General features: G+C 36.5%; 13 protein-coding genes. 8 read left to right on the top strand and 5 right to left on the bottom strand.

Annotation, left to right across the window (positions count from 1 at the left end; genetic code table 11):
* The 3 genes from ACFX5F_RS08320 to ACFX5F_RS08310 all read left to right on the top strand — a co-directional run.
* On the top strand, window positions 1-3,079 hold a 3,079-nt coding region (locus ACFX5F_RS08320), incomplete at its 5' end, for a T9SS type A sorting domain-containing protein (protein WP_379851607.1).
* 1,208 nt (window positions 3,080-4,287) lie between these two features.
* Entirely contained in the window at window positions 4,288-9,270 is a 4,983-nt protein-coding gene (locus ACFX5F_RS08315; protein ID WP_379851606.1) for a T9SS type A sorting domain-containing protein, read from the top strand.
* 700 nt (window positions 9,271-9,970) lie between these two features.
* A complete protein-coding gene (locus ACFX5F_RS08310) occupies window positions 9,971-13,000 on the top strand; it encodes a T9SS type A sorting domain-containing protein (protein ID WP_379851605.1) in 3,030 nt (1,009 codons plus the stop codon).
* 341 nt (window positions 13,001-13,341) lie between these two features.
* Here ACFX5F_RS08310 and ACFX5F_RS08305 read toward each other — a convergent pair whose 3' ends face one another.
* Window positions 13,342-13,833, bottom strand: a complete 492-nt coding sequence (locus tag ACFX5F_RS08305; RefSeq protein ID WP_379851604.1) for a DUF1543 domain-containing protein — start codon at window positions 13,831-13,833, stop codon at window positions 13,342-13,344.
* 86 nt (window positions 13,834-13,919) lie between these two features.
* On the opposite strand from ACFX5F_RS08305, the gene ACFX5F_RS08300 reads away from it, so the two are divergent.
* A complete protein-coding gene (locus tag ACFX5F_RS08300; RefSeq protein ID WP_379851603.1) occupies window positions 13,920-14,426 on the top strand; it encodes a hypothetical protein in 507 nt (168 codons plus the stop codon).
* Window positions 14,427-14,502: 76 nt separating this feature from the next.
* On the opposite strand, the gene ACFX5F_RS08295 is transcribed toward ACFX5F_RS08300, so the two are convergent.
* Together ACFX5F_RS08295 and ACFX5F_RS08290 are read right to left on the bottom strand one after the other, a co-directional pair.
* On the bottom strand, window positions 14,503-15,468 hold the full coding sequence (locus tag ACFX5F_RS08295) for a TerC family protein (protein WP_379851602.1): 966 nt from the start codon (window positions 15,466-15,468) through the stop codon (window positions 14,503-14,505).
* A gap of 172 nt (window positions 15,469-15,640) precedes the next feature.
* Window positions 15,641-16,675, bottom strand: coding sequence for a glutamine synthetase beta-grasp domain-containing protein (locus tag ACFX5F_RS08290; RefSeq protein ID WP_379851601.1), 1,035 nt, complete (start codon window positions 16,673-16,675; stop codon window positions 15,641-15,643).
* Window positions 16,676-16,939: 264 nt separating this feature from the next.
* Between ACFX5F_RS08290 and ACFX5F_RS08285 the strand changes: the two genes are divergently transcribed.
* Window positions 16,940-19,129 carry a glutamine synthetase III family protein gene (locus ACFX5F_RS08285; protein ID WP_379851600.1) on the top strand — a complete coding sequence of 730 codons (2,190 nt, stop codon included), beginning with the start codon at window positions 16,940-16,942 and terminating at the stop codon, window positions 19,127-19,129.
* A 384-nt stretch (window positions 19,130-19,513) separates the two neighbouring features.
* On the opposite strand, the gene ACFX5F_RS08280 is transcribed toward ACFX5F_RS08285, so the two are convergent.
* Complete coding sequence (locus tag ACFX5F_RS08280) at window positions 19,514-20,632, bottom strand: GTP cyclohydrolase (RefSeq protein ID WP_379851599.1); 1,119 nt, start codon at window positions 20,630-20,632, stop codon at window positions 19,514-19,516.
* Window positions 20,633-20,641: 9 nt separating this feature from the next.
* The gene (locus ACFX5F_RS08275) at window positions 20,642-21,607 is read right to left on the bottom strand and encodes a transporter (protein ID WP_379851598.1); all 966 of its coding nucleotides are present in this window, start codon (window positions 21,605-21,607) and stop codon (window positions 20,642-20,644) included.
* Window positions 21,608-21,732: 125 nt separating this feature from the next.
* Here ACFX5F_RS08275 and ACFX5F_RS08270 point away from each other — a divergent pair, with 125 nt between their 5' ends.
* The 3 genes from ACFX5F_RS08270 to ACFX5F_RS08260 all read left to right on the top strand — a co-directional run bounded on the left by ACFX5F_RS08270 (window position 21,733) and on the right by ACFX5F_RS08260 (window position 24,748).
* A complete protein-coding gene (locus ACFX5F_RS08270) occupies window positions 21,733-22,014 on the top strand; it encodes a DUF4834 family protein (protein WP_379851597.1) in 282 nt (93 codons plus the stop codon).
* 95 nt (window positions 22,015-22,109) lie between these two features.
* Window positions 22,110-24,524, top strand: coding sequence for a YfhO family protein (locus ACFX5F_RS08265; protein ID WP_379851596.1), 2,415 nt, complete (start codon window positions 22,110-22,112; stop codon window positions 24,522-24,524).
* A gap of 59 nt (window positions 24,525-24,583) precedes the next feature.
* Complete coding sequence (locus tag ACFX5F_RS08260) at window positions 24,584-24,748, top strand: hypothetical protein (protein WP_379851595.1); 165 nt, start codon at window positions 24,584-24,586, stop codon at window positions 24,746-24,748.
* The last annotated feature ends 4 nt before the right edge of the window (window positions 24,749-24,752 follow it).

The raw sequence follows: 24,752 nt of genomic DNA, 5'->3' as shown, positions 1-24,752 counted from the left end.
AACATTCTCAGGCGGAACAGCTCCTTATATGGTAAACTTCAATGGCGCAGGCTATTTGGCTCAAACCTCTCCAAAAGTATATGCAGGTCTTACCGCCGGCACTTACACTTGGATGGTAAAAGATGCCAACGGTTGTATCACGCAAGGATCAGAAGTAGTTGGACAACCAACTATTTTGGTAGCGACAGATGCCCATGCAGATGTGAAATGTAACGGCGGAACCGATGGTTCAGTTACGGTAACATTCAGTGGCGGAACGGCTCCTTATATGGTGAACTTCAATGGTGCAGGCTTCGTGGCTCAAACTTCTCCAAAAGTATATGCAGGTCTTACTGCCGGCACTTACACTTGGATTGTAAAAGATGCCAACGGCTGTGAACAATCTGGTTCAGAAACTATCGCGCAACCAACGATTTTGGTAGCGACCGATGGGCATGCTGATGTTAAATGTAACGGTGGAACCGATGGTTCAGTTACGGTAACATTCTCAGGTGGAACTTCTCCTTATATGGTGAATTTCAATGGTGCAGGCTTCGTGGCTCAAACATCTCCAAAAGTATATGCAGGTCTAGCGGCCGGTACCTATACTTGGATTGTAAAAGATGCCAACGGATGTATTATGGAAGGATCAGAGACTATCGCGCAACCAACAATTTTGGTAGCGACCGATGGGCATGCTGATGTTAAATGTAACGGTGGAACCGATGGTTCAGTTACGGTAACATTCAGTGGCGGAACCAGTCCTTATATGGTGAACTTCAATGGTGCAGGCTATGTGGCTCAAACCTCTCCAAAATCGTACACAGGTCTTACCGCCGGTACGTACACTTGGATTGTTAAAGATGCCAACGGATGTATTATGCAAGGTTCAGAAACTATTGCACAGCCAACTATTTTGGTAGCGACCGATGGGCATGCTGATGTTAAATGTAATGGCGGAACCGATGGTTCAGTTACGGTAACATTCTCAGGTGGAACTTCTCCTTATATGGTGAATTTCAATGGTGCAGGATTCGTAGCTCAAACCTCTCCAAAAGTATATGCAGGTCTTACCGCCGGCAGCTACACTTGGATTGTAAAAGATGCGAACGGCTGTGAACAATCTGGTTCAGAAACTATCGCGCAACCAACGATTTTGGTAGCAACCGATGGGCATGCTGATGTTAAATGTAACGGCGGAACCGATGGTTCAGTTACGGTAACATTCTCAGGTGGAACTTCTCCTTATATGGTGAACTTCAATGGTGCAGGCTATGTGGCTCAAACCTCTCCAAAAGTATATGCAGGTCTTACCGCCGGCAGTTACACTTGGATTGTAAAAGATGCCAACGGCTGTATCATGGAAGGTTCAGAAACTATCGCGCAACCAACTATTTTGGTAGCGACCGATGGGCATGCTGATGTTAAATGTAACGGTGGAACCGATGGTTCAATAACCGTAACATTCAGCGGCGGAACAAGTCCTTATATGGTGAACTTCAATGGTGCAGGCTACTTGGCTCAAACCTCTCCAAAATCGTACACAGGTCTTACCGCCGGCAGTTACACTTGGATTGTAAAAGATGCCAACGGATGTATTGTGGAAGGTTCGGAAACTATTGCACAACCAGCATTGCTTGTGGCTAATATTACTCCAATAAATCCTAAATGTTGTTATGATCCTGACGGTTCAATAACCATTTCTGCTACTGGAGGTACAGGAACACTGATGTATTCCATCAATGATGGAGCAACTTACCAAACATCTAATGTATTTAGCGGATTACTTGCTGGAACATATAACTGGGTGGTAAAAGATGCTAATAATTGCATCTTGAGAGGTACGGTTACTTTAACCAATCCTCCACTGATTGTCGCAACATCAATTCTTGTGAATCCTAAATGTAATGGAGGAACAGACGGTTCGATTACGATTATCGCTTCAGGAGGTACTGGTACATTAACGTACTCCATTGATCAAGGTCTTACTTATCAATCATCCAATGTGTTTACAGGCCTTGCGGCAGGAGAATACAAATGGAGAGTGAAAGATGCCAATGGCTGCTTATTGAAAGGTACGTTTATCTTGACCACTCCACCAGCGGTGACAGTAACAGCAACTCTTGTGAATCCTAAATGTAATGGAGGAACTGACGGTTCGATTACTGTTAATGCTACGGGAGGAACTGCTCCTTTGATGTACTCTCTAAATGATGGTGCTACTTACCAATCGTCTAATGTGTTTACTGCTTTAGCAGCTGGACAATATCAATGGGCGGTTAAAGAGAACAATGGTTGTATTTCCAGAGGTACGGTTAATTTAATTAATCCAGTAATGATAGTTGCGTCAGCAACACCTACAAATCCTAAATGTAATGGAGGAGCCGACGGTTCATTTACCATCACAGCAACAGGAGGAACAGGGGTATTGATGTACTCTGCAGATAATGGATTAAATTACCAAACGTCTAATGTATTTACTGCCCTTAAGGCTGGGGAATACAAATGGGTGGTAAAAGATGCCAATGGTTGTATGATGCAAGGAACTGTTATCTTAGTAAATCCGATATTAATTTCGGTATCTGTAGCAGCGGTTAACCCTTCCTGTTGTGCAGCTTTAAAAGATGGTTCAATCACATTGAACGCTTCTGGGGGAACGGGTGCATTCATGTATTCCATCAATGGTGGAACTACGTACCAAACATCTAATTTCTTTGGTAGTTTAACTGCGGGAGTGTACAATTGGATAGTGAAAGATGCGAACAACTGTGTTATAAGCGGTACGGTTACTTTACGTAACCCAACTGATCCGCTTGCTAAACCAGCTGCACCAACTGTGACTGCTAGTTTTACAGCATATCCAGTTCCTTTTAAAGATGTTCTTACCATCAGATACGATTTTGATTACCAATCTGACGTTACAATTGAAGTATTAAATTCACAAGGAATGCCTGTACTTTCAAAAACTGATACTAATAGTTATTTGGGCAAAGAAATTATGCTACACCTTCATACATATCAAGGTCAAGAGCAAGTTTATCTTGTCAAAGTAACTACTGATAGAGGAAGTAGCGTTAAAAAAGTAATGTCTTCTAAATAATTTGAAATAGATAACTAATCCTATAAAATATAGAGATGGATTAGATTTTAAGATTAAACCTCGAAAGTTATACTTTCGAGGTTTTTTTTGACTTTATGTCCCGTGCTGAAATAACTATTTTTAAAATTTGCCCTTAAAAATTATTTGAAAATGGCGATGTATTTTAAAAAATTAGGGATAAAACTGATTTTGGGGAGAGTATAAGTAATTGAAAGAGAGAGGATTTTAAACATAAAATCAGTGTTGTATTCAAGGGAACAATTAAAACCTGATTACTCTAACGCTTTAAAAATACCATTACTGTTTAATGAAAAATTACTATTTTAAAATATTTTATACTAGCCCATTAGACACCATTTCAGGTGTCTTTTTTTTGCATCTACAATCTACTAAGGTTAATTTATATTTAATTGAACTAAACTAAAGCTTTGTTTTTAAGTCTGAAGCGATAGCGATTTGGATTGTAAGAATTAAATTAGTTCACTTCTTCGTAGAATTAAAAAAAAATCCAAATTCGTTAAAAAATAATTTAGATAATAGGATTAGAATTTATCACAAGTTAACTGTTTTTATATGACGGTTCCAACGAAAAAAAAATAATAAGGTAAGTAAGAAAAATTGTGTTTAATTTACTGCTATTTTTAACATGTAATACACTAATAATCAATATATTACGTTTTTGTTAATTTTTATTTCCATCTTAAATTTCTTATTTAATGATGTCCTTTGTCGATATAAAGGGTGATTTAATCGAGTATAATTTTGTTTTTATTTCTCCTTTTGATTTAATGATTAATTTTAATATCAGTAAATAATTAGGTTGTTTTTTAATAAAACAGCTTTTATAAAAGTTTGGGAATAGGGATGTAGTTATCCACATCATGATATCCTGATTATGAAGGTTAACTTCATTTACTTTAATTGAAGATGGCTTATTTGCTGTTAGTTACATTTCCGATAAATGTAAGCTTCCAGTTTTTTCCTAATTACTATTTAATGTTAATTACTTAAAATTAATGGTATAAATTTTTTCGCAAATCGATTTTATTTGGTAAAAGAAATGTTGTTTTTATTGAGCTAATAAAAACATTATTAATGATGGTGACTTCATTATTTTAGTGAAGATGGATTGTGTTTCTTTAAGTTTTTTTCCCCAAATCTGTAAACTTCCTTTTATATCTAACATATGGTGCTAAAATACTTTTATTATGAAAAAGAATACCATTTTAGAGTTTTTCGATTTCTTATCCGGCAAAATAACTAATTGCTTTTTGTCGAAAAACACCCTTTCTAAATTAGATTTAACTCAATCTGATGAGAGAAGTTCAATTGATTTTTTATCGACATTAGGACTGCGTTCTTCGAGTCACTGGCTTACATTGCCCTTTATCGTGTTTGTAATGCTATTGACGGGTTATACTGCTAATGCACAGAATATTCAAGGTGTTGTTCCCGTACAATATCCCCTTACCGGTTCTGGAGTGGATGGCGATGCATTTGCTCATACACCTGATTTTACTAATTCTCTGTATATTGGTACAGGAGACTTATTTGACAATCTTGATCCCACTATAGCGGGGCATGGTTTGATTAATCCTCTTACTGGTGAAGTTTTTTACAAACCCAGTCTTACAGGTCCTCAATCAATTCCTGTAACCTATCAGTTGAAGGATCCTTATCAAAATGATCCAACCATCTTTACTTCTTCCAATAAAATAAATGATAATCCTGGTACTTATACTTGGGGAGCTGGAAGTTCACCACCCAAAAATGAAATCCAAAATTGTGGAGTTCATTTTAGCTATGGTCGTGCTGGTAAAATAGGAGGGCGAAGTACTGACGGAATAAACTTTGTCACTCCTGGTGGTGTAGCAGGATCTTCTACGGATTTGTGGTGCCTTTTTGCTGGTGATCGTCAGACAATCAATGGAAGTAGTTACATTGATTTCGAGTTTTTACAAGCACCCTTAACAATCACAGGTGCTGTTTATGGCCCCCCTGATCCCTTTAGTAACGTGGCACCAATTACCGGTGGTAGTGGTGGATTTGTTACTGGCGCACCCGCTTCAACGGGTGGACGAACACCAGGTGATATTTTAGTTACTATTGAATTTACACAAGGAGGTGGTGATGCTACCGTTGTGATTCGAAAATGGTCATTAGTAGGTGGGGTTTACCAATATGTTGTTATTCCCAATACATCTTTTCCAGATCAAATCTTTATTACCAATAACGACTCGTATACCCCCGTGCCTTTTGATGTTTTTGGAGTGAATCCTGGGATATATGCTCCCAATCAATTCGCTGAAGGTGCAATTAATCTTACACAAGTATTCTTAGCAAGCCAGAATCAAAATCCATGTTTCGTCTTAAGTACAGTGTTTATCAGAACACGGTCTTCAGGAAGTTCATCTCAATCTGAATTGAAAGATTTTCCATCAGCTCCCATACAATTAAATTTGGATTTGACTCCAAATGCTAATGCAGGAGCAGATAAAGTATTGACTTGCACCACTACTTCACTTGCTCTAAGCGGGTCTTCTACCACAGCAGGTGCAACATTCTCATGGGTTGCCAGTGATGGTGGTCACATCGTTTCGGGAGCTAATACAGCTACACCGATTGTTGATATGGCAGGTACCTATACCTTAAGTGTTTCCATTCCATCTAATCCTTTGTGTATAGGAACTGATGTGGCCTTGGTAACATTAAATAATACAGCACCTAATGCAGCTGCAGGACCCGACAAAGTATTGACTTGTGCCATAACTTCAATTGCCCTAAGCGGATCTTCCACAACAGCGGGAGCAACTTTCTCTTGGATTGCCAGCAATGGAGGATTTATCGTTTCCGGAGCAACAAGCGCTACTCCAACAGTTAATGCTGCAGGTACCTATACGTTAACCGTTACTGATCCGGCCAATGGCTGTACAGCTACAGACATAGCGTTGGTTACCCTTAACAATACAGCACCTAATGCTAATGCAGGAACTGATAAAGTGTTGACTTGTACTGTTACTTCAATTGCCCTAAGCGGATCTTCCACAACAGCGGGAGCAACTTTCTCTTGGATTGCCAGCAATGGAGGATTTATCGTTTCCGGAGGAACAACAGCTACACCAACCGTTAATGCAGCAGGTACCTATACGCTAACCGTTACCAATCCAGCCAACGGCTGTACCGCTACAGACATAGCGTTGGTTACCCTTAACAATACAGCACCTAATGCAGCTGCAGGACCCGACAAAGTATTGACTTGTGCCATAACTTCAATTGCCCTAACCGGATCTTCCACAACAGCGGGAGCAACTTTCTCTTGGATTGCCAGCAATGGAGGATTTATCGTTTCCGGAGCAACAAGCGCTACTCCAACAGTTAATGCTGCAGGTACCTATACGCTAACCGTTACCAATCCAGCCAACGGCTGTACAGCTGCAGACATAGCTTTGGTTACCCTTAACAATACATTACCTAATGTGAATGCAGGGGCTGATAAAGAGTTGACTTGTACCATTACTTCAATTGCTTTAAGCGGATCTTCCACAACAGCGGGAGCTACTTACTCCTGGGTTGCCAGCAATGGAGGATTTATCGTTTCCGGAGCAACAAGCGCTACGCCAACAGTTAATGCTGCAGGTACCTATACGTTAACCGTTACTGATCCAGCCAATGGCTGTACTGCTACCGATATAGCATTGGTTACCCTTAACAATATAGCGCCTAATGCTAATGCAGGAACTGATAAAGTGTTAACCTGTACTGTTACTTCAATTGCCTTAAGCGGATCTTCCACCACAACGGGAGCTACTTACTCTTGGGCTGCCAGCAATGGAGGAAATATTCTTTCTGGAGGAACAACAGCTACGCCAACCGTTAATGCAGCGGGTACCTATACTTTAACCGTTACCAATCCAGCCAACGGCTGTACCGCTACCGATATAGCTTTGGTAACTTTAGACAGTTCATTACCTAATGTGAACGCAGGAGCTGATAAAGTGTTGACCTGTACTGTTACTTCAATTGCCTTAAGCGGATCTTCCACAACAGCGGGAGCTACTTACTCTTGGGCTGCCAGCAATGGAGGAAATATCGTTTCCGGAGGAACAACAGCTACACCAACCGTTAATGCAGCAGGTACCTATACGCTAACCGTTACCAATCCAGCTAATGGCTGTACCGCTACCGATATAGCGTTGGTTACCCTTAACAATACAGCACCTAATGCTAATGCAGGACCTGATAAAGTGTTAACCTGTACTGTTACTTCAATTGCCTTAAGCGGATCTTCCACAACAGCTGGAGCTACTTACTCTTGGGTTGCCAGCAATGGAGGAAATATCGTTTCTGGAGGAACAACAGCTACGCCAACAGTTAATGCAGCAGGTACCTATACGTTAACCGTTACCAATCAAGCCAACGGCTGTACAGCTACAGACATAGCTTTGGTAACTCTTAACAATACATTACCTAATGTGAATGCAGGGGCTGATAAAGAGTTGACTTGTACCATTACTTCAATTGCTTTAAGCGGATCTTCCACAACAGCGGGAGCTACTTTCTCTTGGGCTGCCAGCAATGGAGGAAATATCGTTTCCGGAGGAACAACAGCTACGCCAACCGTTAATGCAGCAGGTACCTATACGTTAATCGTTACGAATCCAGCCAACGGCTGTACAGCTACAGACATAGCTTTGGTAACTCTTAACAATACATTACCTAATGTGAATGCAGGGGCTGATAAAGAGTTGACTTGTACCATTACTTCAATTGCTTTAAGCGGATCTTCCACAACAGCGGGAGCTACTTTCTCTTGGGCTGCCAGCAATGGAGGAAATATCGTTTCCGGAGGAACAACAGCTACGCCAACAGTTAATGCAGCAGGTACCTATACGTTAACCGTTACGAATCCAGCCAACGGCTGTACAGCTACAGACATAGCTTTGGTGACTCTAAACAATACAGCACCTAACGTAAATGCAGGAGCCGATGCTCAGATATTATGCGGTACAACTACTGTAATTCTATCGGGTTCTTCCACAACAGCGGGAGCTACTTTCTCTTGGGTTGCCAGCAATGGCGGAAATATCGTTTCCGGAGCAACAACAGCTACACCAACAGTTGATGCAGCAGGAACTTATACTTTAACCGTTACCAATCCGGCCAACGGTTGTACCGCTACCGATTTTTCTTTGGTAACGGTTCAAATCTGTGTAAAAGCACTATGTACTTATACTCAAGGGTACTATGGAAATCTTGGAGGAACTTCATGTGCCGGTGGTATTCAATATAGTACTTTAGGTCTTATCGAAAGAGCTTTAGGATATTATAATGGTACAATGATAATAGGTTCAGGAGGAAATACTGTAATCATAACCAACACCCCTAGTGACCGACAAGCCATCATCGATGTTTTACCTGGTGGAGGAGGAAGCTACGTGTTATCAGCAAGTTATTCAATAAGCTCATTACCATCCAGCTATTTGTCTAAACAAGGCAGAATCAACAATACTTTGTTGGCACAAACCATCACCTTAGGACTTAACATAGGTATAAATGGTGCTCTTGGTAATTTTGCATTGCAAGCGGGAACTTTCGCTATCGCCATGCCAGCAGGTGGTTGTGGATCAGATATTCCAAAAGTACGCTCTTGTAATCTTGATGGAACAGTGAATAATGAATATAAATATTACACTATTCCTAGTAACATTGTAACCGCTTTAGGGGCTAATGCTACCGTTCAAGGATTGTATAATTTAGCAAACCAAGCTTTAGGTGGAGGTTCAACCAATGGCCTTACACTTTCACAAATAGCAAGTGCAGTAGATTTAATCAACAATGCTTTTGATGAATGTAGAATATTCGTAGGGTATAATATTCAACCATTAGTATGTGGAACTACTTTTGCACCAACAACTACCAGTAAAATGGAACCTGTAGGTTTTGATGCATACCCTGTTCCCTTCAAAGATGTACTTACTATCAAATACAACTTTGATTATGTGTCCGATGTAAAAATTGAAGTATTTAATTCAATTGGAACAACTGTACTTTCAAAATCAGACACTAATAGTTATTTAAACAAAGAAGTTGCTTTAAACCTTAAAATGAATAGAGGTCAAGAACAAGTGTATGTTGTAAAAGTAACAACGAATCGCGGAAGTAGTGTGAAAAAAGTAATGTCTTCAAAATAGTAATAGTAGTATTAATTATTCTAATCCTAAAAAATATAGAGAAGGATTAGTCGATAAAATTAAACCTCGAAAGTGAAAATTTTCGAGGTTTTTTTATGCCTTTTTTTAATAATGTTTTTTTTAATGCTGAATTATATTGTTTAAAATAAAAATGCATTTTTAAATCGTGTTAAAATACTGTAAATCAATGATTTGATACAAAAAAAGTATTTATTTTTAATGTTTTTTTGCGTAGTAATTTTCGTAATTAGTAAGTTTTTTATCGGATATATTTGTTTTTAATCGGATTTAAATTTATTAAAAATTGTTGTTTTTAAACCATTTATTAACTTTAATATAGAAAATAAATGAATAGAATTTGGAGTTGTTTTTTTCTAAAAATGCTTGACGGGGAATAAAGAAATTTTAATTATTGGTCCCCACAATATTGTATTCTTTTGATGACGGAGTTCTTCAACTTTTTGAAGATATTTTAATACAGGTTAAGTTGTATAAGTCAAATTTGAACGCTTTCTATATTTTTTTAAAGCCCCAATTTGGTAATAAAAGTTTGTTTATTTACCCAAAGTAAAATATGCTTTTGATGATGGTGCACTTCATACATTTTTATGAAGGTGTATTGCTTTTTTTTAAAAGTTTTCAGTCCCCAGTCTACTGATTTACTACTGTTTAACAAGTGTGGTATTAAAACTATATTATCATGGAAAAAATTACACTTCTGACGTTTTTCGGAGTTTTATCAAGTAAAATAAAATGTTGGTTATCACCGAAAAACACAATTTCTAGATTAGGTTTACAAATTCCTGATTTATTCTTTTTTAGTCCTCAGTCACAAAATGTGACTCTTGAAAAAAGGCTTTCTTATAATTCTGTTTCAAAATCGTGGACTGAGGGAATGTTTCTTAATTTAAGAAACTTTACAACATTTATTTCAATATGTTTCTTATTTTTTTTCATACCAAACACTGCTCAGGTATTTCCAGGTACAGCACCTGTTAATATACCTGCAGGAAGTTTTCAAATTGAAGGCGACCTGCAGGCAAATACACCCTTACCTGCTGGCAAAGGCGATTGGTTGCCATTATCTGGTTCTACTGGCACTGGTGGAAATGTTTTGTCTGCTGCAGGCGCCCCTGTTAATGCTTTAACAACTTTTCATTTAACGGACCTTTACAATACATCGGAAAATAATTTTTCAGGTGGTAAAAAGTTTAATGACAATCCAAATATCTGGACATGGGTAAATAATAATGCGCTCGCAAAATGCGATATAAATAATGCTTTGTTTCATTTTACAACTGCTCCATATACAGATCCTATTACCCATTTAAATTCGGTTCATACCTGGTTAATTGTTGCTGCTGACCGTCGTAGCAATAGCGGAAACGCTTATATAGATTTTGAATTGCTGCAAAATACAATGACAGACAATACCAATGGTACTTTTTCCTCCGCAGGTCCAAACAATGGGCGAACAAAGGGAGATATACTTTTAACGCTGGCTATAACAAATGGTGGTGGGGCTGCTGAATTTTTTGTAAATAAATGGGATAATCCGGCGGGCATTTATGATTATATTGACAAAACATCCTCTACTCCGGCAGGATCTGTTTACGCCTCTACCAATGCGGGAAACGTTCCCGTCTCTTTTAGTGCCTTTGGTAGCAATCAATATTCTTCCAACTTATTTGTAGAAGCTGCGATAGACCTGACAGCATTGCTTGGCGCAATTGATCCCTGTACGAGTCTGGGAGTAAAAACATTATTCATCAAGACGAAAACTTCACAATCTCCTACAGCTACTATTGTTGATTTTATTAATGCAAAACAGGTGTCCCTGCGAATAGGATTGGCAAATGCCAGCGAGGATCAATCACAATGTGGAAATGCTTTTTCAGTTACCGGGACAGCCACTCCGAGCCCTGGCGATGGTATTAGCAGCACATCATGGAGCGTTGTTTCTGGTTCGGCAAGTATTGCCTCTCCTTCATCAGCAACAAGCAATATAAGCGTTACAAGTTCTCCTGCCACTTTACGTTATACGGTAGCGACTACTAATGGATGCTCGGTTTATGACGATGTTGTCTTAACAGTTAAACCTGCGCCAGGCGTTCCAACGGTAAGTGTAGTTAACAACTGCGATGGAAGTTCAGATTTGACAGCAAGTAATTACACAGGAAGTTTGTTGTGGAGTAATGGAGCAACAACAGCGAGTATTCATGTAACTAATGCGGCTACCTATACTGTCACTCAAACTGCTACGAATGGTTGTGCCAGCCTTTCAGGCTCTGGAACATCGGCTCCGAAAACAACACCGGGAACACCAACAGTAAGTGTAGTAAACAACTGTGATGGAAGTTCAGATTTAACAGCAAGTGATTACACAGGGAGTTTGTTGTGGAGCAATGGCGCAACAACAGCGAGCATTCATGTAACGAATGCAGCAACCTATGCAGTTACACAGACCGTGAATGGTTGTGTTAGCACTTCAGGCTCTGGAACATCAGCTCCAAAAACTACACCGGGAACACCAACAGTAAGTTTAGTTAACAACTGCGATGGAAGTTCAGATTTAAGAGCAAGTAATTACACGGGAAGCTTGTTGTGGAGTAATGGTGCAACAACAGTGAGCATTCATGTAACGAATGCTGCTACTTATACTGTTACTCAAACTGCGACAAATGGTTGTACTAGTCTTTCAGGCTCTGGAACATCAGCTCCAAAAACTACACCGGGAACACCAACAGTAAGTGTAGTTAACAACTGCGATGGAAGTTCAGATTTAACAGCAAGTAATTACACGGGAAGTTTGTTGTGGAGTAATGGTGCAACAACAGCGAGCATTCATGTAACGAATGCTGCTACTTATACTGTTACTCAAACTGCGACAAATGGTTGTACTAGTCTTTCAGGCTCTGGAACATCAGCTCCAAAAACTACACCGGGAACACCAACCGTAAATGTAGTAAACAACTGTGATGGAAGTTCAGATTTAACAGCAAGTAATTACACGGGAAGTTTGTTGTGGAGCAATGGTGCAACAACAGCGAGCATTCATGTAACGAATGCTGCAACTTACACTGTTGCTCAAACTGCGACAAATGGTTGTACTAGTCTTTCAGGTTTTGGAACATCATCTCCGAAAATGACTCCATCAACTCCTTTATTTATAATCACCCAGCCTTCTCTTTGTGGTGCATCAGCTGGTAGTATTGAGATATGTAATCCAGTTCCTGGGTATACATATAATTTAGTTGGAGGATCAAGTTTCGTAGCGGAGTCTGGAAAACCAGTAATATTTATTGATCTTGCGGCAGGTTCCAATCCAAGTATTACAGTTACAAATACTGTTGGATGTACTTCCGCTGCTGCCAATTGTAGCAATGGAGTCATTAATTGTTCAACATCAGCTTCAACAATTGCTGCCAAAACAACAGGCACAACTGCTCCAATAGAAGTAAAAAACACAACCGTTGGTTTCGATGCTTATCCGGTTCCTTTTAAAGATCAGTTAACGATCAAATACAAATTTGATTACAAATCTGATGTGAAAATTGAGGTGTTTAATGCACAAGGAATGTCAGTGCTTTCTAAAACCGATACCGATAGTTATTTAGACAAAGAAGTAACACTGGATCTTAAGGCAAGCAAAAGACAAGAACAAGTGTACATCGTGAAAATGACTACTGATCAAGGAACATTTACTAAAAAAGTAATGTCTAAAAAATAATTTTAAAAACTAATTATAACTAAAAAGCATCCATTTTCGCGGATGCTTTTTTTGTGCTTTTATTCGCCATTTGGGTTCCGGCAGTTGGATTTCGTCAGTTCGAGTTAAGCAAAGGCTTGTGATAGAAAGCCTTTGTGAAGTATCGAGAACAGTCGTGTAGTAAATCCTTCTCGATTCAATTATGCATTATTAAAACTAGCGTTTGAATAACGTATAATCACACGAATTGATTGTAGTTGTAGCTAATTTGATATATAATAATCAATCGGTTATTTTATTCAGTTTCAAATACCCAATATGCAATTCATCTTCTTTTAAATCAATTTCAGATTTGGTGATTTTTAATGAGTATAGTTCTTTAATTGGCGCAGGCAATATATCAGATACCTTATAAATATCATCCACATCAATCCCGTATTTGTCGTCGATGTGCGAAGGGGCTCCCTTGAAACCGCAAGTTTGTAAAAAGTGGATCTTCTGGCTTTTTTAGAGGCTAATCCCATACTTTCCGCAACAGTCAGGATTTTATAATGGTATTCTTTAAATTCATTTTCTTTATAACCACCCAAATTGATGAAAAATAAATTGTCTGAAGAAGAATTTAGAGTTGAATCTTTTGCACTAATTTTAATTGAAAAATTTTCGATTGCGGAAACTTCTCGCCAGGCATCAATATGAATTTTTCCTTTGGCTTCAGGCCAAAATTTTTTCATTTGGGATACTAGATTTTTTAAAGAATTTCCAATTCCAAAAAAAATATCATGCTGTTCTGTAAGTCGGCCTTTCGGCGTGCAGCCTAGCATTACCATGTATAATTTTAGTTTTTCTTCCATCTTTCAAAGCTACATTTTTTTTGAAAATAAACTTTGGCACAGTTCATGAATGTATAAAAAAAATAAACCATTAAAATATTTAAATCATGAAAAAGATAATTACCTTTTTGGCCATTGCAGGATTATTCACCCTGCAATCTTGTACCACCTCTGGCAGTTTTGAAATTGATCCTCTTCCAGTTGCGACAAGCGAAGTATTTGAAGTAAACGCTTCATTTAATTCAACTAATAATTATAGTCGATTGGTAACTTTAAACCCGCGCATATATTCTTCGGATGTGGTTTTAGTGTACCGCTTGACTGGTATCACACCACAAGGAAGTGACATTTGGAAATTGTTGCCGGAAACGCATTATTTTGCTGATGGAACATTAGACTTTGGTTTTGACTATGATTATACCACTACTGATGTAAGTATTTTTATGATAGGTAATAATTTACAAACGGTTTCTACTAATTATAGATTGAATCAGGTTTTAAGGATTGTAATTACTCCAGCCGGTTTTTCTACAGCAATAGACAAAAATAACATAAACGCAGTAATGTCTGCTTTGAATGTTGATAAAAGCCAAATTAAAAAAATAGATTTGTAGTTTACAGTTTTAATAAAAAAAGGGAATCGATAGATTCCCTTTTTTTATGCTTTTTAGTTAGTGAAATAAAAATTTTTTAGAATTCATTATCTACCTCATTGATTTTCTCTTTGTTGATTTTCAAGGATACTATGATTCCTGCTAACAGCGAAACTGCAATAAAAGCAAGGGATACCCATTCCGGCAATTCAATAAAATCATGAAGCAACATTTTTAGGCCTACAAAGGTTAAAATAGCGATAAGACTGTATTCTAAATAGCTGAATCTTTCCAACATATGGGCTAAAAAGAAATACATGGAGCGCAAACCTAATATCGCAAAAATATTAGAACTAAAAACTAAAAAAGGATCGCTGGTTATTGCTAAAATTGCTGGAACACTGTCGAGTGCAAATACAACATCCATTACTTCAATAACCACCAGTGCTACAAAAAGGGGTGTTGCCGCTGTAATATGTCTTCTTTTTACAAAAAAATGTTCTTTGTCTATATGATTGGAAACTGGAACAACTTTCTTTAAACTTTTATAAACGAATGATTTTTTAGGTTCAAATTTTTCATCTTCATTGTCAAACAGCATTCTCATTGCGGTATAAATTAAAAATGCACCAAAAAGATACGTGGTCCATGCAAATTTATTGATCAACAAAACGCCAAAATAAATCATGGCACCTCTAAAAATGATTGCTCCCAATATTCCCCAAAACAAAACCCGGTGTTGGTATTTTTTTGGTATTTTAAAAGCGGCAAATATAACAGCAATAACAAATATATTATCTACACTCAGCGATAATTCAATAAGATAACCAGTGATGAATTTTATAGCTGCCGTAGCCGGTTTCAGCTGATCTGGATTTGCAATGTAATCTGTACCGTAAAGCCAGTAAATAACTCCAGAAAACATAAAAGATAATGCTACCCAAACGGCAGTCCATTTTCCGGCTTCCTTTGAGCTAATAATGTGTGGTGTTTTATTGAAAACTCCTAAGTCGAGCGCAAGAAATAACAGAATAGCAATTAAGAATAATATCCAGACAATCATAAATTAAGTTATTTATAAGTTGAACAAAGATACTTTTTGATTTTTAAGTTCGACCCTTATTTTAAACAAAGTTGGAGTTGGAAATTATTTACTGTCTATTTCTAAAAAAAAGTGCCTCCGTTTGCGAAGACACTTTTAAAAAATAAACAAATCAAGTTGTGAAAAGAGAAACTTATGCTAAAACAGAATCTTCAATTAAAACCGATTTTACAGTTTTTACAATTCTTGCAGCAATTTTGTATGGATCACCATTAGATGCTGGTCTTCTGTCTTCCAACCACCCTTTCCATCCTTTTTGAACGGTAATTAACGGGATTCTGATTGAAGCTCCTCTATCAGAAATTCCATAAGAGAAATCATGGATAGAAGCAGTTTCGTGCTTACCTGTTAAACGTTGGTCATTATACGCTCCGTATACTGCAATATGTTCTGCAGTTACCGGTCTGAATGCCTCACATATTTTTTCATATATTTCTTGAGAACCACATGTTCTTAATACTTCATTAGAGAAGTTAGCATGCATTCCTGATCCGTTCCAATCGGTATCACCTAATGGTTTTGGGTGGTAATCAATATAGTAACCGTATTTTTCAGTCAAACGATCTAATAAATATCTGGCAATCCAAATTTCATCACCTGCTTTTTTAGCGCCCTGTGCGAATAATTGAAATTCCCATTGTCCACAAGCTACTTCTTGGTTAATTCCTTCAAAGTTAATTCCTGCAGCGATACATAAATCAGCATGTTCTTCTACTAAACTTCTTCCGTGTGTGTTTTTACCACCTACTGAACAGTAGTACATACCTTGTGGGGCAGGGTAGCCACCTATTGGAAATCCTAAAGGCAATAAAGTTTTAGTATCCATAATAAAATATTCTTGTTCGAAACCAAACCAGAAATCACCATCATCATCAATAGTAGCTCTACCATTAGATGGGTGAGCAGTACCATCAGCATTCATAACTTCAGTCATGACTAAATATCCATTGATACGTGTTGGATCAGGATATATAGCAACAGGAACTAATAGACAATCAGACGAACCACCTTCTGCTTGTTTTGTAGATGAACCGTCAAAAGACCAGTTTCCTATTTCTTCTATATTACCTTTAAAATTTTCGTGTTCTTCAACTTTGGTTTTACTTCTTAAGTTTTGAGTTGGTTCATATCCGTCTAACCAAATGTACTCTAATTTTATCTTAGCCATAATAGTATAAATTATTTCGTTTTTCTTATTTGTTGGCAAATATAAAATAAATTATTTAGGAGGGAAAATTAGGGGGTGTTTTTCGTTATGGGATATGTTATTTTTCACAGAAGTGTATTTTAGCAGGGGGTAAAAATTCAAAATGATAATTTTAAATAGGAATAAAAACTAATTTCACAATTGCAATAAGCAGAATTTTAGTTTAATATTGATTATATTTGTCTGTTTTATTAAATCTATGATAATAACTTAAAAATTGTAAACATGTCAACATTACGTTTTCAAGCTTTGAGAGAAGCATCGAACAGAAAACCTGTTCATTTTGAAGAAACTGATAGAAAATCAACTCTTTTTGGTTCAAATGTTTTTAATGATAAAGCAATGAAGCAATTTTTAACTTCAGATGCTTTCAAGGGAGTACAAGGTGCTGTTCAGTATGGAACTAAAATAGACAGGAAATTAGCGGATTATATTGCAATGGGTATGAAGGAGTGGGCCTTGTCTAAAGGAGTTACTCATTATACACACTGGTTTCAGCCACTTACAGGAACAACTGCTGAAAAACATGATGCTTTTTTTGAAACGTCATACGACGGTAGTGATCCGGTAGAAAAATTTGGAGGTGCCCAACTAGTACAGCAAGAACCAGATGCTTCCAGTTTCCCAAATGGTGGAATCAGAAATACATTTGAAGCAAGAGGGTATACCGCTTGGGATCCAACATCTCCTGCATTTATATATGGAACTACTTTATGTATTCCAACTGTTTTTATCTCCTATACGGGAGAAGCTTTAGATAATAAAATTCCCTTATTAAGAGCTTTATCTGCAATGGATACTGCTGCAACTGAAGTCTGTAAATATTTTGATAAAAATGTTAAGAAAGTAACGGCAACTTTAGGGTGGGAGCAAGAATATTTCTTAATCGATAAATCATTGGCTGACTCTCGTCCGGATCTTATCATGACTGGAAGAACTTTACTGGGACATACCTCTGCAAAAGGGCAACAATTAGATGACCATTATTTTGGTTCTATTCCAACTCGTGCTTTAACGTACATGAGAGATTTAGAGCAAGAATGTATGTTGCTTGGAATACCGGTAAAAACGCGTCACAATGAAGTAGCTCCAAATCAATTTGAATTGGCGCCTATTTTTGAAGAAACAAATTTAGCGGTAGATCATAACTGTTTGTTGATGGATGTAATGCAAAAAGTGGCGGAACGTCATGATTTGAAAGTATTATTCCATGAAAAACCTTTCAAAGGTGTAAACGGTTCAGGAAAGCACAACAACTGGTCACTGGCAACTGATACCGGAGTTAACTTGTTGAGTCCAAGTAAAACGCCAATGAGCAATTTACAATTTTTGACTTTCTTTATCAATACTATAAAAGCGGTTAATGATTACGAAGCTTTACTTAGAGGTGCAATTGCAACTGCAAGTAATGACCACAGATTAGGAGCTAATGAAGCGCCACCGGCAATTATCTCTGTATTTATTGGAGAGCAATTGACTAAAGTGTTGGCGGAATTAGAAGGTGTAACTGCTGGAAAATTATCACCTGAAGAAAAAACCGATTTAAAATTGAACGTTGTCGGAAAAATTCCAGACGTTCTTTTAGATAATACGGATCGAAACAGAACTTCACCATTTGCTTTTACAGGAAATAAATTTGAATTCAGAGCGGTGGGTTCTTCGGCAAACTGTTCCAATTCAATGACCACTTTGAACACTATCGTTGCAAAACAATTGAAAGATTTTAAAATTGAAGTAGATTCATTAATTGAATCTAAAGACATGAAGAAAGATGATGCGATCTTCAATGTATTGAGAGAATATATCAAAGTTTCTAAAAATATCCTTTTCGAAGGAGACGGTTACAGTGAAGCTTGGGAAATTGAAGCAGGAAAAAGAGGTTTGAGTAACTTCAAAACAACTCCCGAAGCATTAAAAGCGAGAGCTTCTAAACAAGCAATAGATTTGTTTTCTGAAATGGGTATCATGAACCACATTGAAGTTGAAGCACGTTACGAAATTGAATTGGAAGAGTATACTAAGAAAATTCAAATTGAAGGTAGAGTTTTAGGTGATATTTCTAAAAATCACGTAATTCCTACGGCTATCCGTTATCAAAATACTTTGATTGAAAACGTTAAAGGATTGAAAGATATTTTTGGAGCTGAATTTGAATCAATTGCAAAAGAGCAAATTGTTTTAATCAAAGAAATTTCCGGACATATTGAAGGGATCAATTCTAAAGTGGAAGAAATGACCAATGAAAGAAAGAAAGCAAACATTCTTACTGATGCGCAAGAAATGGCTGAAGCTTACTGTAATGAAGTGAAACCTTATTTTGAAATAATCCGTGAGCACTGCGATAAACTGGAATTATTAGTTGATAATGAGCTTTGGACATTAACTAAATACAGAGAATTGTTGTTTACAAAATAATATTAAAATTTCTTAAATTTTACACCCGATAGGTTTTGAAGCTTATCGGGTTTTTTATACGGTTTTATTTTCTGCGATAATTGATTCGGAATTATAATGACGAATTGTCTTTCTGAAGAGCGAATAACGAGCTGCTTTTTTAGAACGTAAATAAGTCCAAAGAAATAAAAATTTTGAATTGAAAGGTTCGGAGCCGATTTTTAACAATAAAATAGGCCTTGTGATAAACACTCAAAGGAAAAAAGGAATAGAAAAATTAGCTTCTACTCCTTTTGTATTAATAATTTATTCTTACAAGATTATTTTTAGTGACTTTGCGGTGGCTGATGGACTTTTTTTGTTATTATATTCAATATGAATTTTTTTGTAAAGACAACTTTAAAACTATAATTCTTTACGAAAGGTGCATCTTCTTTTATGAACAACGGTGTTAAAATGTTTCCATAAATTAATACTGGCGGCATTATCTGCTAGTTCGGGTGTTCTGAAGCAATTGATAATTCCTTTTTCTTTGAAAGTTTCGTAGTATTCTTTAAAAATGATTGCCGTTACGGCTTTGTTTTGGTATTCTGGAAGAACGCCAATAAGGTAGAAAAGTACATCCTTACTTTGTTTTTTTGCTTTTAGCAAATGAAGAAATCCAAAAGGGAATAATTTTCCTTTTGCCTTTTGTATCGCTTCAGAAAAAGAAGGCATCACAATACTAAAAGCAACAATATTATGGTCTTTATCTTCGACAAACTTGATAAATTCAGGATTGATAAAACTGATGTACTTTTTCTTGAAATATTCTTTTTCTTTATCTGAAATTGCTACAAAAGAAGATAGGGAAGCATACGATTCATTGAATAAATCAAACATTTTATCCACATGAGGCATTACTTCTTTGGTTTTTTTGAAATTTAGAGGAGATAATTGGTATCTTCTTTTTACCAATTCATTCGCCTTTTCAAAAAATTCCGGTTTTACATTTGAAAAAGGAAATTTACTTTCAATATATTCTTTCTCTTTAACGTAACCCAATTGTTCAAAATGAGATGCATAATAGGGATGATTGTACCATGTAATCATCGTGCCTATTTCGTCAAAACCTTCGGTAAGAACTCCAACTTTATCCAAGTTAGAAAATCCCATTGGACCTTCAGCGTATTCTAAATTGTTTTTTCTACCTAATTCATAGACTTTTTCAAGTAAAGCTTTGGTAACTTCAATATCATCTATAGCGTCAAACCAACCAAAACGTACTTTCATTTTTTGTTGGTCATTTACTTCCTTCCAGTTAATGATTGCAGTAATTCGTCCTGCAATTTTGTTGTCTTTGTAGGCGATGTAAAAATAGGCTTCGGCATTTTCGAAAGCAGGGTTTTTTGTTTTGTCAAAACTTTCGAGTTCGTCTGCAATTAATGGAGGAACCCAGTTTTTATTATTTTTATATAAAGAAAAAGGGAATTTGATGAAATCCTTTAATTCACTTTTTGTTTTAGCTTGTTTTATGGTAATCATTGTAGAATTTTATAGTGTATTTTCGATCTCGTCTTTGCGTTTTTTATTTTTCTTTTCTGCTTTTTTTACGGACTTAGATTTTTTGTTTCCTCCATTATCAAGGTCCATTCTTACTTCTTCATAATTGGTATCATAGCGCCAAGAAAAGCCAACGCCTCCATAAAGTACTGTTGGTGTATCCTTGAAATTCGTACTTATGGACGCATCAATTTGCATGTCTTTGTTCAATAAATAAGCGGCTCCACCTCTAACAATCGCATCGCTGTAAAAATCGCTCTTGAATCCTTGATTTTCGATGAACCCAGACCATTTATCATTGAATCCTTTTGTTAAAGTTAATACATAACCGTAACTTGGATAATCCGTTGTTATGTAATCAGCAATGATATTGGTTACAAAAACCCATGTTCCGTCGCCCAAATGATTTTGGGTAATCAACATGATTTTAGGAGAAATATTGGCATCTGGAGAAAAAGAATAGGGATTATCCGCCATTGTAAAATTAGCCCCGGCAAAAACGGAAACAGCAGGAATTAATTGGTGCCAATTGAAAGCCTGATTTGCTTTCCAGCTGTATACATTTACCTTTTTTTCGTAATTTTTGAATGGATCATAAATCAAATATTTTGCGCCCAATACTGTTTGCTTTAGCGCTGATTTGTTGACGCTGCTTAAAGGTGTGGTGAAGGTTTCGTTTTGATATTGCAAATCAGCGATTAATTCTAATTTTTCAAGAAAAAAGCCATATCGTAACGTTAAATCCAGTCCAAAACCGTTTGCATCATAATTCAGTAAACGATGATTTTCTTTTATGCCATATATACCTGTTTCAACTTGAATTACTTTTTTTCCAACTGCAAAAGCAGACATGGTTTCACCAGGTCTGTTGGAGTTGATTTGATCAGTGTGTTGGCCATATTGAACAAACGGAATCATAAAAATAGTAGCAATAAATATGATTTTGATTTTGAACATATTATTTTTTTTGAGGTTAAAAGTAATAACGCATTTCAAATGTACTATATTTTATTATTTATTTAAGAATGATATTTTAATTTTGAACATTTGATTTCTTAATTTTGGCAAAAAATATTTTGATTATGCAAACAGCCTCTTTTACAGGTTTTATAGAAACCATCTTCTACATGATAGCTTTCTATTATATTTTTAAATTTCTGGCGAAATTATTCTTGCCGTTATTGGTAAAAAAAGTGGTGCAGAAAGCAGGAGAGAATTTTCAGAAACAGCAACAATACTCACAAGATAACTCTTGGAACAAAACGCAAAACAAGGATGAAGTAATATATAACACATCAAACTCTAAAAACCCTCGCGAAACCAAAAAAGTAGGAGATTATGTGGATTATGAAGAAATTGATTAAGTTTGCACCATATAGTTTACTTGGTTGACAGAAATCTGATTTTTATTCGAGTTTTTGCAAATCAAATGGTAAACTTTAAACTTTAAACTTTTTTAATGAAAATTCTTAATAAGTTCTATCCGCACGCCTTAGCCATACTTGGTTTTGTACTTATTTCTCTTATTTATTTTTATCCTGTTTTACAAGGAAAACAAATTTTTCAATCGGATATTGTTCAGTACACCGGAATGGCTAAAGAACAAAACGATTTTAGAGCCTCAGATCACATAGAACCCTACTGGACAAACGCTGCTTTTGGAGGAATGCCTACCTATCAATTAGGTGCGAAATACCCACATGATTATATTGGAATGATTGATGACGCATTGCGATTTTTACCGCGTCCTGCCGATTATTTATTCCTGTACTTTCTTGGTTTTTACGGATTATTATTGGTGTTGAAGATTGATCCTTTGAAGGCCTTTTTTGGTGCTTTGGCTTTTGGTTTTTCTACTTATTTAATTGTAATTCTGGGTGTTGGTCATAATGCTAAAGCCCATGCGATTGCTTATATGCCGCTCGTTATTGCTGGTTTTATATTGGTTTTTCGAAAAAAATATGTTTTAGGTGGTTTAATCACCATGTTTGCTGTGGCATTAGAAATTAATGCCAATCATTTCCAAATGACTTACTACCTGCTGATTTTCTTATTGATACTTTCTGGTTATTTTATTTATCAGGATGTCAAAGAAAAGCAATACAAATCGATGCTTTATTCTTTTGGAGTTTTAGCGGTGGCAGGTATTTTTGCCATTGGAGCCAATGCTACGAATTTATTGGCAACTACTGAATATGCCAATTTTAGCATACGTGGAAAAAGTGAATTGACCTTCAATCCTGACGGATCAAAAATCATCGGCAATAGCGCCATGAGTAAAGAATATATTACGGAATACAGTTACGGAATAGCCGAAAGTTTTAATCTTATTGCTCCAAGACTTTTTGGAGGTTCTAATAATGAAGCGCTAGGAAAAGACAGTAAGATGTACGATTTCATGATTGGTCAAGGCGTGCCAGAAGCGCAGGCGAACGATTTTGTCTCTGGAATGCCAACGTATTGGGGAGATCAGCCTATTGTGGCAGCACCTGCTTACATTGGAGCCGTTGTTTTCTTCTTGGGAATTTTAGCCTTATTTATTGATAAACGAAAAATCAAATATGTATTTCTTTCGGGTGCAATAATCGCTTTAATACTTTCTTGGGGTAAAAATTTCCCCGCTTTGACAGACTTTTTTATAGATTATGTTCCTATTTACGATAAATTTAGAGCGGTTTCCTCTATTCAGGTAATTTTAGAATTATGTTTTCCCGTTTTAGCGGTAATGGGATTGCAGTCTTTTATGAAATCTGAAAAAGAAGAACAATTACAGGCTTTCTGGCAAGCCACAGCAATAGGAGTTGGAACGCTTGTAATCTTGTTTTTATTAAAAGGGATGTTCAGTTTTTCTGGAGGTAGTGACAGCTATTTTCTTAAAAGCTACGGTCCCGGTTTTGTAGATGCGCTTAAAGAAGACAGAAAGAGTTTGTTTAGCGCTGATTTATTGCGTTCTGGTTTCTTTATCTTACTTTCAGCGGGTATTTTATGGATGTTTATAAAGCAAAAATTAGCTCAAAATACAACTGTAATTCTAGTTGGTTTATTGATGATTTTCGACTTGTTTTTTGTCGATAAAAAATATGTCTCCGCTAAAGATTTTGTTTCTGGACGTGAGGTCGAAGTACCTTTTCAGGAAAGCCCCTCGGATACTCAAATTCTAAAAGACACTACAAATTATCGCGTTTTTGAAGTAAACGGTTTGTTAAACGCCAGATCTTCCTATTTTCATAAATCTATCGGAGGATATAGTGCGGTGCGACCGCGAAGAATGCAGCAATTATTCGATTACCAAATTGCCAAAAGCAACATGGAAATCCTAAATATGTTGGATGTGAAGTATGTAATTCAAACTGATAAAGAAGGGAAAGAATTTCCAACTTCAAATCCTAATGCCAATGGAAATGCCTGGTTTGTGAGCCAAGTAAAATTAGTGAATTCAGCTGATGAAGAAATGAAAGCTTTGGATAGTTTGGATTCTAAAAATGTAGCGATTGTAAATAGCAAAGACTTTGAAGTTAAAAATAAGGCTTTCGCCAAAGATAGTTCGGCCATAATAACTTTGGATTCATACAAACCCAATCATTTAAAATACACTTCTAATAATACCAATGAAGGTTTAGCTGTTTTCTCCGAAATGTATTATGGAAAAGGTTGGATCGCTTCTATCGATGGAAAAAAGGTAGGTCACATTCGTGTGGATTATGTTTTAAGAGGATTGCAAATTCCAGCAGGAAAACATTTGGTAGAATTCAAATTCGAGCCGCAAGTTATCAAAACAGGAAGCACGATTACTTTAATTAGTGTGGCCGGAATGTTATTGCTTTTAGTTGGAGGGATCTATTTTGAAAGAAAGAAAAAGGCGTTAACTGTTTAATATTTATTTGTAAATTTGATATAATAAATTTCGAACAAATTCTAAATCTTTTAAATGTAATGGGCAACGTAAAATTAAATCACGCTCATCCAGTAGTAATGGAAGCAAGATATATTGAAGAAACGAGACAATTGACCTATCAACAACGTTTTGAAAAATTGATGGCAATAATCGAACTTTCATGCATATTAAAATCGGCAAAAAAATATTCAAAATCAAAATAATTTG

Source organism: Flavobacterium zhoui (assembly GCF_042787235.1).
Lineage (GTDB): Bacteria > Bacteroidota > Bacteroidia > Flavobacteriales > Flavobacteriaceae > Flavobacterium > Flavobacterium zhoui.
This window is presented reverse-complemented; position numbering and strand designations above follow the sequence as displayed.

What these genes read in the sequence shown, in the direction of transcription:
- ACFX5F_RS08310 (WP_379851605.1), top strand. Translation starts at nt 9,971, where the DNA reads ATGGAAAAAATTACACTTCTGACGTTTTTCGGAGTTTTATCAAGTAAA.
- ACFX5F_RS08260 (WP_379851595.1), top strand. Translation starts at nt 24,584, where the DNA reads ATGGGCAACGTAAAATTAAATCACGCTCATCCAGTAGTAATGGAAGCA.
- ACFX5F_RS08300 (WP_379851603.1), top strand. Translation starts at nt 13,920, where the DNA reads ATGAAAAAGATAATTACCTTTTTGGCCATTGCAGGATTATTCACCCTG.
- ACFX5F_RS08290 (WP_379851601.1), bottom strand. Translation starts at nt 16,675, where the DNA reads ATGGCTAAGATAAAATTAGAGTACATTTGGTTAGACGGATATGAACCA.
- ACFX5F_RS08295 (WP_379851602.1), bottom strand. Translation starts at nt 15,468, where the DNA reads ATGATTGTCTGGATATTATTCTTAATTGCTATTCTGTTATTTCTTGCG.
- ACFX5F_RS08305 (WP_379851604.1), bottom strand. Translation starts at nt 13,833, where the DNA reads ATGGAAGAAAAACTAAAATTATACATGGTAATGCTAGGCTGCACGCCG.
- ACFX5F_RS08270 (WP_379851597.1), top strand. Translation starts at nt 21,733, where the DNA reads ATGCAAACAGCCTCTTTTACAGGTTTTATAGAAACCATCTTCTACATG.
- ACFX5F_RS08275 (WP_379851598.1), bottom strand. Translation starts at nt 21,607, where the DNA reads ATGTTCAAAATCAAAATCATATTTATTGCTACTATTTTTATGATTCCG.
- ACFX5F_RS08285 (WP_379851600.1), top strand. Translation starts at nt 16,940, where the DNA reads ATGTCAACATTACGTTTTCAAGCTTTGAGAGAAGCATCGAACAGAAAA.
- ACFX5F_RS08265 (WP_379851596.1), top strand. Translation starts at nt 22,110, where the DNA reads ATGAAAATTCTTAATAAGTTCTATCCGCACGCCTTAGCCATACTTGGT.
- ACFX5F_RS08315 (WP_379851606.1), top strand. Translation starts at nt 4,288, where the DNA reads ATGAAAAAGAATACCATTTTAGAGTTTTTCGATTTCTTATCCGGCAAA.
- ACFX5F_RS08280 (WP_379851599.1), bottom strand. Translation starts at nt 20,632, where the DNA reads ATGATTACCATAAAACAAGCTAAAACAAAAAGTGAATTAAAGGATTTC.